Source organism: Flavobacterium sp. KH_035 (assembly GCF_057839565.1).
Genome location: NZ_CM174492.1, coordinates 2,171,215 through 2,183,599 on the forward strand (window position 1 = coordinate 2,171,215; position 12,385 = coordinate 2,183,599).

General features: G+C 37.1%; 6 protein-coding genes. All 6 read left to right on the top strand.

Going from position 1 to position 12,385, the window contains the following annotated elements:
- Positions 1-111: 111 nt before the first annotated feature.
- Positions 112-2,214, top strand: a complete 2,103-nt coding sequence (locus AC3IS6_RS09435; RefSeq protein ID WP_489164642.1) for a glycoside hydrolase family 97 protein — start codon at positions 112-114, stop codon at positions 2,212-2,214.
- 259 nt (positions 2,215-2,473) lie between these two features.
- Positions 2,474-3,442 (top strand): type I phosphomannose isomerase catalytic subunit, encoded by a 969-nt coding sequence (locus AC3IS6_RS09440; RefSeq protein ID WP_489164643.1) that lies wholly within the window; start codon positions 2,474-2,476, stop codon positions 3,440-3,442.
- A gap of 293 nt (positions 3,443-3,735) precedes the next feature.
- Positions 3,736-4,746 carry a LacI family DNA-binding transcriptional regulator gene (locus tag AC3IS6_RS09445; RefSeq protein ID WP_489164644.1) on the top strand — a complete coding sequence of 337 codons (1,011 nt, stop codon included), beginning with the start codon at positions 3,736-3,738 and terminating at the stop codon, positions 4,744-4,746.
- Positions 4,747-5,058: 312 nt separating this feature from the next.
- Positions 5,059-8,148 carry a SusC/RagA family TonB-linked outer membrane protein gene (locus AC3IS6_RS09450; RefSeq protein ID WP_489164645.1) on the top strand — a complete coding sequence of 1,030 codons (3,090 nt, stop codon included), beginning with the start codon at positions 5,059-5,061 and terminating at the stop codon, positions 8,146-8,148.
- Between the two features lie 15 nt (positions 8,149-8,163).
- Positions 8,164-9,681, top strand: coding sequence for a SusD/RagB family nutrient-binding outer membrane lipoprotein (locus tag AC3IS6_RS09455; protein WP_489164646.1), 1,518 nt, complete (start codon positions 8,164-8,166; stop codon positions 9,679-9,681).
- A 560-nt stretch (positions 9,682-10,241) separates the two neighbouring features.
- Positions 10,242-12,230, top strand: a complete 1,989-nt coding sequence (locus AC3IS6_RS09460; protein WP_489164647.1) for a beta-mannosidase — start codon at positions 10,242-10,244, stop codon at positions 12,228-12,230.
- The last annotated feature ends 155 nt before the right edge of the window (positions 12,231-12,385 follow it).

Genomic DNA, 12,385 nt, shown 5'->3' on the forward strand with positions numbered 1-12,385 from the left:
AATGCGGCTTTTGAACTAAAGTTTTTATATTTTTTTCTTTTGGGCATTTCTGTTACATAAATTTTATTATGTTTGCTAAATCGATTTAGCAATACCTGAAACACTTTATCAATGAGAAAAATTCTTTTAACCTGTTTTTTTATTATCGTTTCGAATGCATGGGCAAATGCTCAGGAACTAAAATCTCCCGATGGGAATTTGACACTAAAATTTAATTTAAACACTGAAGGAACTCCGGTTTATTCACTGAATTATAAGAAAAGAGAAGTAATTAAAGAAAGCAGGCTGGGCTTTATTTTAAAGTCGGATATTAAGATGAATAAAGGCTTTCAGATTGCCGATACAAAAAAACAGTCGGAAGACAGTTCTTGGAAACCGGTACTAGGAGAACAGAAAGAAATTAGAAACCAGTACAATGAGCTGAAAGCTGATTTGATACAGGAAAAGAGTAAACGAAAAATAACTATTTATTTCCGCTTGTTTAATGATGGTCTTGGTTTTCGATACGAGTTTCCGGTGCAGGATAATTTGCGTCATTTTATTGTTCAGGAAGAAACTACCGAGTTTAATTTAACGGGAGATCATAAACTTTTCTGGATTCCGGGAGATTATGACACAAACGAATATAGTTATACCACTTCTAAAATATCGGAGATGCAATCTTTGGTATACAATGCTACTCACGTTTCGTTGGCTGCTCAGACTACGATTAAAAATTTGGCTACTCAGACGCCTTTGATGATGAAGACCAATGATGGACTTTATATTAATATTCACGAAGCAGCTTTAAAAAATTATCCTGCAATGTGCCTGAACGTTGATGATAAAGCCTATTCGTTGAGCTCGCATCTGGTTCCCGATGCTGTTGGAAATAAAGGATACATTCAGACTGGGAGCTTTACGCCTTGGCGTACCATTGTTGTGAGTGACGATGCCAGAAATATTTTGGCTTCAAAAATGATCTTAAACCTAAACGAGCCTTGTGCATTTGATGATACTTCATGGATTAAACCTGTAAAATATATTGGAGTTTGGTGGGAATATTTTACCGGAGGAGGATCTACATGGGCGTATTCGGATAATCAGGATGTGGTGATCGGTGCTACTGATTTTTCTAAATTGAAATCCAATTCAACACATGGGGCCAATACAAAACACGTAAAAGATTATATAGATTTTGCTGCTACAAATGGTTTCGATGCCGTCCTGGTAGAAGGTTGGAATGAAGGATGGGAAGATAACACCGCTTTTAAAAAAGAACGCATTTATAGTTTTACCAAAGCCTATCCCGATTTTGATGTGAAAGGTTTAAGTTCGTATGCGAACCAAAAAGGAGTAAAAATCATTATGCATCATGAAACGACTTCTTCAACTGCAGAATACGAACGACAATTGAATGATGCCTTAAATTTCATGGTTGATAATAAGTATAATGCTGTAAAGACGGGTTATGTAGGGCCAATTATTCCAAGAGGAGAACATCATGACGGACAGCAAATGGTCAATCATTATACCTATGTAGCCAAAGAGGCGGCAAAGCATAAAATCATGGTAGATTCTCACGAAGCGGTTCGTCCAACAGGATTACATCGTACCTATCCCAACTGGTTTGCGCAGGAATCGGCTCGCGGAACTGAGTTTGAAGCTATGGAAGGAATTCATCCGGATCATACTACAATTTTACCGTTTACACGCCTTATGGGAGGTCCGATGGATTATACACCGGGAATTTTTCAGGGAGATTTATCGGTATATGGATCAAAGAAAAATAAACTGAGTACTACATTAACGAAGCAGCTGGCTCTTTATGTGACAATGTACAGTCCGTTACAGATGGCAGCCGATTTACCCGAAAACTATATGCGTTTCAAGGATGCTTTTCAGTTTATAAAAGATGTGGCATTAGACTGGGATGAAAGCTACATTCTTGAAGCAGAACCGGGCGATTATATAACAATAGCCAGAAAAACCAAAGGGAAACAAGAATGGTTTGTAGGCGGAATTACAGATGAAAACCCACGTACAGCTGTGATTGATTTTAGCTTTTTGCCTGCAGGGAAATCCTATAGCGCAACGATTTACGAAGATGGAAAAACGGCAGATTACAAAACCAATCCACAATCGTATAGCATTCGCAAAGTGACAGTAAACAGTAAAACTAAACTAAAGCAAAAACTTGCTTCTAGCGGTGGAGTTGCTATTTCTATTAAGTAATGAAGTAAGAAGTAAGAAGTAAGAAGTAAGAAGTGAAAAGTGAAAAGTGAAAAGTGGTACACGGATTCCACAGATTCGCTAAAGCGAAAACGCGGATTAAACTGATTTAAAAAACAGCTAAAAAAAATCTGCATTATCTGCCTAATCTGCGAGAGAAAAAATTTAGGCATAGAATTAAAAAACCTTCCAATCCGTGGCAAAAAAAAATAATAAATAACCAGAGGACGAGACCAATCCGTTCCTCTCAATGACATAAAAAATGAGCATGAAAATTTATCCTTTACAATTTGAACCTATTCTAAAAGAAAGAATCTGGGGAGGTGAAAAACTAAAAACAATTCTGAATAAACCCATCACATCAAAAATTACAGGAGAAAGCTGGGAGTTGTCTACCGTAGAAGGAGATGTAAGCATTGTTGCCAACGGAGCATTAAAAGGGCAATCGTTAACCAATCTAATTGACCAATCACCAAATAAAATTTTAGGAACAGCAGTTTACGAACGATTTGGAAATCAGTTTCCTTTGTTGTTTAAATACCTGGACGCAAGAGAAGATTTGTCAATACAAGTGCATCCGAATGATCAATTGGCCAAAGAACGCCATAATTCTTTTGGTAAAACCGAAATGTGGTATGTGATGCAGGCAGATGCCGATGCAAGAATTATTGTTGGTTTTAAAGAAGATTCAAGCAAAGAAGAATATCTGGAAAATCTTAACAATAAAACATTGGTTTCGATTCTGGATGATGTAAAAGCCAAAGCCGGTGATGTTTTCTTTTTGGAAACGGGAACTGTTCACGCGATAGGTGCCGGTATGGTTGTAGCAGAAATTCAGCAGACATCAGACATAACGTACCGTTTGTATGATTTTGACCGCACAGATGCTCAGGGGAATAAAAGAGAATTGCATGTTGATTTGGCATTGGATGCGATCAATTATAAGAAAGTCGATACACAAAAAAAATATGATACTGCCGCAAACAGATCAAATGTGATGGTGGATTGCCCGTATTTTACCACCAACTTTCTTCCGCTTGACGGGACAGTTGAAATCAGTAAAAAAGGAACAAGCTTTACCGTTTATATGTGTACCGAAGGTAATTTTGAAATTCGCTATGAAAATGTAAATTATCAGTACAAACAAGGTGATACCGTCCTGATTCCGTCAGGGATGCACAGTTACGTCATAAAAGGGACTGCTTCAATTTTAGAAGTATATATATCATAAAGAAAGTGATGGAGACTATTTTTGTCACGTTACAGGTTTTTAGTCAGGCCCATACTTGTCACTTTGAAAAATAGAGAATTGAAGAGAATTCATATTAAAACAATGGTGATTGTCAGGAAGTAGAAAAAATGATTAATGGAGAAAATACCTGTAAATACTGATGATTATATGTTTAATTAACTTTAAAATAATGATTTGTATAAAAAATATATTTGCAAAATCGTTTTAGTAACTGTTTTTATATATATTTGTGATATAATTAATAACTGCTTAATAAAAAATTAACTTATTAGATGAAAAAGATTACTATTAAGGATATTGCTACAGAGGCTCAGGTATCTATATCTACTGTATCTTTTGTCATCAACGGTAAAGGGGAGAAAATGGGCATTAGTCCGGCAGTAATCAAAAAGGTACAGGAAGTGGCCGAAAAGCTCAACTACAGACCAAGTATGATTGCGACCAGCCTTAGAACCGGGAAAACCAGATCTATTGGGCTTATTGTCGAAGATATTTCGAATCAGTTCTTTGCAGATCTTGCCAGAGTTATAGAAGATGAAGCCAAGAATATTGATTACAGAGTTTTTTATTGCAGTACAGGAGGAGATGACGGACGTTCTGAAGAATTAATACATAGTTTGTTGCAGGCAAATGTAGACGGCTTTATTGTGACGCCAACGCAGAATTTGGAAAATAGTATTGATCTTCTTTTAAAGTTAAAAAAACCGGTAGTATTAATTGACAGGTATTTTCCGGGACAAAGAGTGAGTCATGTGGTAATGGACAATTATGAAGCCTCCAATTCGGCAGCAAAATTCCTGATTAGTAAAGGCCGTAAAAACATAGCGGTTGTAAATAATACCTCAGAAATGATTCAGATGAAGCTGCGTGAGGATGGATACAGAGATGCTTTGAAAGAAGCCGAAATGTACAACCCGTCACTTGTTCTCCACATGGATTACCATACGAATGAAGAAACAAGAATCGCCGGAATAATTGGTTTTTTTGAGAAAAATCCTGAGATTGATGCCGTTTTGTTTTTAGCAAATTACATGGGGCTCGCAGGGCTTCAGGCTTTTAGAAGAATGGGAGTTAAGATTCCCGAAGACATTTCGGTTATTAGTTTTGACGACCACGACAGTTTTAAATTGCATACGCCAACTATAACCGTTATTGCACAGCCCATAGAAGATATCGCTGTGAAATCCATCCAGTTGTTAATGAGTCAGATGACTGATATGGAAAAATTTGAAATAGAAAAAAGTCTTAAAAAAGGAAAATTGATTGTTAGAGAATCGGTTTAATTTTTTGTGAAGAAAAAATAAAGAAGAAAAGAAACGTGTCGTTTTTTTTTACTCTTTTTACTAAATCGTTTTAGTAAATTTTAGGTCAGATAAATGGAGAATCAATTGTTTTTTTGGCCAGTTTACGATATCGATTTCTTAAAAGAAAGGTTTATAAACATGACTATTACACCAGGATATTTATAAGGTGAAAGCCTTATAAATATCTTAATTCAAAAACCGAGTGCAAAATTTTTATTAATTATTTAAAAACAATCAAATTAAAAACAATCACAAAAATCAAAACAAACAAATAACCAAAAAAAAATGCTTATGAAACGAATATTGGCAGTGTTAGGAATGGTGTTGTTAAGCAGCTTAGGAGCTGTGGCACAAAACCGATTGATAACAGGCATAGTGGCTGATGCAGAGAACAAGGGAATTGTTGCTGCATCGATTGAGGTTCAGGGAAAACCGTTTAGTGCAATTACTGATGCGGAAGGCCGATTTAAAATGAATGTTCCCGAAGGACCGGTTACTCTAAAGGTATCTTCTATAGGTTTTACATCGCAATCAGTAGTATTGCAGCAAAACCAAAACAAAATTTCAGTGGTATTGGTAGAAAATACTCAGGAATTAAAGGATGTTGTAGTAACCTCATTTGGAGTTAAAAAACAAAAGAAAAGTTTAGGTTATGCCGTTGGAGAATTGAAAGGCGATGAACTGACGAAAAATAAAGAAATTAACTTAGGGAATGCCCTTCAGGGGAAAATTGCCGGAGTTAACGTTTCTGCACCGGTTACCGGGCCGTCAGGATCCAGCCGTGTAGTAATTCGTGGAGCAACTTCGGCTTCAGGATTGAACCAGCCTTTATATGTTGTTGATGGTATTCCAATTGATAACAGCCAGCAAGGAAACGCAGGAATGTGGGGAGGAGCTGATAAAGGAGACGGTATGTCTTCCTTCAATCCTGATGATATCGCTTCTATGTCGGTATTAAAAGGTAGTGCCGCTTCTGCTCTTTATGGATACAGAGGATCAAACGGTGTAATCTTAATTACGACTAAAAAAGGAAAAACAGGAACAGGAATTGGAGTAGATTTTAGTACCAACTCTACTTTTAACACACCGGCAAGTTTATTGAAATGGCAGGATCAATACGGAGCGGGAGCACCGGTAAATGGTGTTGCTACAAGATTTAAAAGCCTACAGGAACTTAGAGATGCATATTATTTTGCCTGGGGAGATAAATACGACGGAACACCTTCTTTGGCTATTGACGGAACTACTAAACCTTACCAGGCTTACGGAAAGGATAACGTTGAAAACTTCTACAGAACCGGATTTTCTTTCAGTAACACGCTGGCCATTTCAGGTGGAAGCGAAACCACAAATTTCAGATTGTCTTTCGGAAACACCAAAGACGAGTCTATTTTGCCGGGAACAAACTTCGGAAGAAACAACATCGCTTTGAGTTTAAATTCAGCAGTAAATAAAAAAATAAGCATCGAGACTAACGCTCAGTACATCACAGAGAAAAGTCACAACCGACCTTATTTGAATGACTCTCCAAGAAACCCTTCTTTTCCAACTACTTTCCTGACACCGGGTACTGATATCAGATGGATCAGTAATGGTTTTGATGAAAATGGTGGCGAGGCTGATTATTTTGGAACAAATAACTACCACACAAATCCTTACTTTGCATCACAATCGCCTTTAAACGATGACCTTAGAAAACGTTTTATCGGTTCTGCAAAAGTAAATTACAACATCACCGATAAAATCTACGCAAGAGCAGTTCTTGGAGTGGATGATATTAACTATGAGTACACGGAGATCGAGCCTACCGGAATCAACTACCTCCCAGGCGGATCTTATGAAAACAGATTAGAAAACCGTTCAGAATACAATGCTTCGGGTTATTTAGGGTACAAAGGCGATATCGTTAAAAACCTTTCTTTAGATGCTTTCATTGGAGCTAACCGTCAACACAACAGGTTTAGCGGAATTAAAATGAAAGGGAATAACTTCATTGTTCCATTCCAATATTTCTATGGAAACACACAACCGGCTCAAACGGAGAAATTATTTGGTGAAACCGAAGTAAACTCTCTTTTTTATTCGGCAGATATAGGATACAAAGATTTCTTATATGTAAGTTTAACAGGTCGTGAAGACTGGTTCTCTACTTTAGATCCATCCAGCAACAGCACGTTTTACCCATCTGTAAGTTCAAGTTTTATTTATTCTGAAGTAATCGATTTACCGGAATGGATGTCATACGGAAAATTCAGAGCAGGTTGGGGTAACGTAGGAGGTGGATTGCAGGAAGCTTATGCTTTATCTTTGAATTATACTGCGCCAGATGGACAAACTGATGCTTTGGGACAACCAATTTTGGGTGTTAAAGGGGAAACAGTTCCTAACAAATTTTTAAAACCTTATAACGTAACTACAATCGAGTTTGGTTTCGAAAATACATTCTTCAACAACAGAGTAAGTACAGATTTGACTTTCTACAGAAAGAAAACGACGAATGATATTACAGATGCTGATATCTCTCAGTCTTCAGGTTACAGAACGACTAAGATTAACGTGGGAGAAATCCTGAACAAAGGGGTTGAGTTTGCAATCAATGTAAAAGCAGTTAAAACACCAAACTTCTCTTGGAGTGTAGGATATAATTTTGCTTATAACAATAGTGAGGTTCTTAATCTTTCAGATAAAATTACAACCAAATCATTGGAAGGAAACAGAGATGGAAGAGCTTCTGTTGTGTTAGAAAAAGGACAACCTTTTGGAGTAATCAAAGCATACGACTATTTAAGAGATGCTAACGGAAATGTAGTAGTTGATACTAATGGAAGATTCCTAAGAGGAAACCTGATTATTGCTGGACAAGGTGTTGCACCAACATCTATGGGACTTTCAAATGATTTTCAATATAAAAACTTTACGCTTTCAGTTTTTGTAGATGCTAAATTTGGAGGAGAGATTTATTCTGCGACCAACCAATTAGGAGCCCGTTACGGATTATCAGAACAAACACTTTCTGGTCGTGAAGGCGGAGTTGCAGTAAAAGGAACAGATGTTAACGGAAATGCTGTAAACACAACTGTTTCTGCTTACGATTACTGGAGAAGCTATAGTGATGTTACTTCAAATTTTGTATACGATGCCGATTTTGTGAAACTAAGAGCCATCTCATTTAGCTATAATTTCCCAAAAACATATTTGTCAAAAACACCATTTCAAGCAATCAGCTTAGCGTTTTCAGCACATAATTTATGGACGATTTATGATAAAGTTCCAAATATTGACCCGGAATCAAACTATTCTAATAGTAATGCCCAAGGTCTTGAAAGAGCTTCTATGCCTTTGACCAGAAACTATGGACTGACACTTAATGTGAAATTTTAATAATCAAACCGAAAGATGAAAAATAAATATATAAAAATATTTTGTATCGCAATTGTGGGGGCAATGACATTGGCTTCATGCGATAAAGGATTCGAAGAGTTAAACAGGAATCCAAATGCTTTGCTTGATCCGGCTGTAAAATCAATGTTTACACTTGCCGAGATCTACGTTGACGGACAGGATTTTTCAAATACCAGAGGAAATAACCTGTATGCGGCACAAATCGTTCAGCAATTTTCTTCATTAGGAGGGCCAGGTTCAAAATATACTTATGCTCCGGAATATTCTGCAGCACTGTTTGGTGAGTCATACGGTAAAGGATTGAATCAGATTTTTCAATTGATGTCGGTTGCAAAAGACGCGCCGGAAAACTCAAATATGATTCAGGCTTGCAGAATCATGAAGGTGTTTATGTTTCAAAAATTGACAGATACTTACGGTGAAGTTCCTTATTTTGATGCAGGTAAAGGATACAACGGAAATGTTTTTGCCCCAAAATATGACACACAGGAAGCTATCTATAATGATCTTTTAAAAGAATTAGACGAAGCAGGTGATGCTTTAGACGCTAATAAACCATTCGTTGGTAATGCCGATTTGTACTACCAAAGTAATGTTGCCAAATGGAAAAAACTGGCAAACTCTTTAATGTTGAGAGTAGCGATGCGTTTGTCTAAAGTAAATCCTGCCAAAGCAAAACAATACGTAGAGAAAGCAGTATCGAAAGGAGTTTTTACTTCTAATGACGACAGTCTTGTTTTAAAACATGATTCAGGTCCGGCTGGGGTTAAAACCAATCCAATTACCTCTTCATGGGTTCAAAATGATCTGAACAAAGGAGATGCGAATATCAAATTCAGTAAAACGTATATCGATGCGTTGAAAAACAATAACGATCCGCGTTTAAGAATTTATGCTAAACTGGAAGCTTCAGGAAACAACAATCCGGCAAGTCAGCAAGGTCTTGCAAACGATGCTAAAGAATTTCCCGGAGGAGACAAAAAACTGTTTTCAGATCCTAACACTTCTACGGTTTTACGTTTAGATGCCCCAACTTTAATCATGTCTTATGCTGAGGTACAATTTATCTTAGCAGAAGCTGCTGTAAAAGGCTGGAATGTTGGAGGAAATGCACAAAAGTTTTATGAAGACGGTGTAAAAGCTGCGATGCAAATTCTGGTAATTTTTGGAGACAAAGTACCAGCGGTTACAACTGCAGAATACAATACTTATATCGCGGCGAATCCGTTTAAAGCGGCAGGAACCGAAGCTCAGAAAATCGAACAGATTATCACTCAAAAATGGATTGTATTGCTTTTCAATGGTTTTGAAGCATTTTCAGAATACAGAAGAACAGGATATCCGGTTTTAGTTCCTGTGAATGATCCAACAGGAGAAACAAAAGGAACTGTACCAAGAAGATTAATTTACGATCAGTCAGAATTGATCACAAATTCGGCTAATTATAAAGAAGCAATAGCACGCCAGGGGTTAGATTTAATGACAACCAGAATCTGGTGGGATAAGCAATAGTTTAAAATTGTGGTGAGTTAGTTGAGTTAAGCCGGGTAGGGATACCTGTACCTCCCGGCTTATTTTTAATTTTCTGTTTGATTTTCATTACATTAGAGGAATGGTATCGAAAATAGTTCGCCAGGTTTAAATCCCTTTTTTTCGCAAAAGACAAGTTGCTTCTGCTGAAAAAGATGGAATTACCATCCAAAGAATCTATAATGAGACAGCCTTTTAAGGAATCGAAAATCAGAAATCGAGGATTTAAAGTCAACAATCTAAAACAAATTAAAGCTAGGCAGCCGTAAAAAAAGGAAATGATTTCAGAGTATTTTGTTAGTTACTTTTATTCCGTATTAAACCCTTAAGCGAGAAGGAAATAATTAAAGAATAATTATCCTTCTCCAACTGCCGGCGACCGAATTAGAAAAAATGAATTACACCCAAAGCGTTAATTTATTATTCAGCGAATACCGATTTAGTATTCAATGTAGTCTAATAAAAATTTAGATTATTTTCACACTATATCGGCATTCTGCCAGAAAATAAAAGACTAGATATATAATTATAATTGGTATAAAATGGAGTATACAAAAAGATTTTATTGGTTTGTCGGCGTTTGTCTCGCCAATTTTTCATTGGCGGCAAATGCCCAAAACAAAGATTTGAAAACCGGCTGGCAGTATCGGGAGACTAAAACTACCAAATGGTACCCTGCAACAGTTCCGGGAGAAATACATACCGATTTACTGAACAATAAAACCATATCGGATCCATTTTATCGGGACAATGAAAAAAAACTGACCTGGATTGAAAAGAAAGACTGGGAATATAAAACCACTTTTAAAGTAAGTCCGGAAACTTTAAAAAAGAAAAACGCCGACCTCGTTTTTGACGGATTGGATACTTACGCCACCGTTTATTTGAACAATCAGCTGGTTTTAAAAGCGGATAACATGTTCCTGCAATGGCGTGTAGATGTAAAAAAGATATTAAAATCAGGAAACAACGATCTGCTTATTGTATTCAAATCGGCACAAAACGTAGTCGATTCCCTGGCAAAGAAAGACTTACCATTTGTAATTCCGGACAATCCACGTGCCTATGTGCGTAAAGCGCAATATCATTTTGGATGGGATTGGGGACCAAAATTCACCACTTGTGGAATCTGGAAAACACCGCGATTAGAAGCCTACGATAAAAAAACTCCAGAGAAACCTTATGTGTTAGATCGTAAAATCGAATTGGTTCAGGAACCGGATAATGTTGGTAAAACCTTTTATTTTAAAATAGATGGAAAACCCGTCTATATGAAAGGAGCCAATTATATTCCGTCAGATGCATTTCTTTCCAGAGTTACTAAAAAAGAGTATGAAAAAGTAATCGGTATGGCCAAAGGTGCCAACATGAATATGCTTCGTGTTTGGGGTGGAGGAATTTATGAGGATGACTATTTCTACGATTTATGTGATAAAAATGGTATCTACGTTTGGCAGGATTTTATGTTTGCGGGAACAATGGTACCGGGAGATGACGCTTTTTTTGCCAATGTAAAAAAAGAAGTTCAGTATCAGGTAAAACGTTTACGCCATCACAAGAGTATTGTTTTGTGGTGTGGAAATAACGAAATTGATGAAGCCTTTAAAGATTGGGGATGGCAAAAAAGCATGAAAATGCCCAAACAGGATTCTATTCGTTTATGGAAAGATTACGTTCGTTTGTTTCAGGATAGTATCCCAAAATGGGTAAAAGAAGTAGACAATAAACGACCATATATTAGCTCTTCACCTTCATTCCATTGGTCGAAAGCAAAAAGTTTAACCGAAGGTGACAGCCATTATTGGGGAACTTGGTGGGGATTGGAAGATGTTGAAGCTGTACAAAATAAAACAGGACGTTTTGTGAGCGAATACGGAATGCAGGCGATGCCCAATTATTCGTCGATCGAAAGATTTACAAAAGCTGAAGATCGATATTTATATTCCGATATTTTACAGGCACATCAAAAAGCCGGAAAAGGATTCATGAAATTAGATTCGTATCTGAACCGATATTTTATTGATTCGACAAAAATTAAGAAAATGAATGTGGAGGATTATACCTATCTCACACAGTGTTTACAATATTATTCGCTTAAAAACATTATTGGCATCCATCGTTCGAAAGCACCCTATAATATGGGAACATTGGTTTGGCAGCTCAACGATTGCTGGCCGGTAGCAAGCTGGAGTGTCACCGATTATTACGACCGACAGCCTAAAGCGGCCTGGTACGCAATGAAGGAAGCCTATCGCGATGATAAAACTCCTGAAATTGATTTGACTCGTCCGATCAATCTGAAATTAGAAGATCCAGAAATTACCTGGAAGGTTAAAGGGAATCAGTTGACTTTGAAAGCTTTAAAGATAGCTAAATACGTCAATGTTTCAATAAAAGGATACACCGGAAAATGGACCGACAATTATTTCGATCTGAAAGCCGGAGAAGAAAAAACAATTACGTTTGAAGGAAAAATTGCAAAACCGAAGGTTAGAGTTTATTCTCTATATGATGTTCTTAAAAGGTACTAAGCCTTCTAGGTACTAAGCCTTCTAGGTACTAAGGTTCTGAGAGGCTGAGGTTCTGAGTCTTTTTAGGTTCAAAGGTTCAGAGTTGCAAAGGTCTTCTGAGAATGCGTCTGCTTGGCGGACTTTGCGTAAATCCTTGCGCACTTTGCGGTTAAATT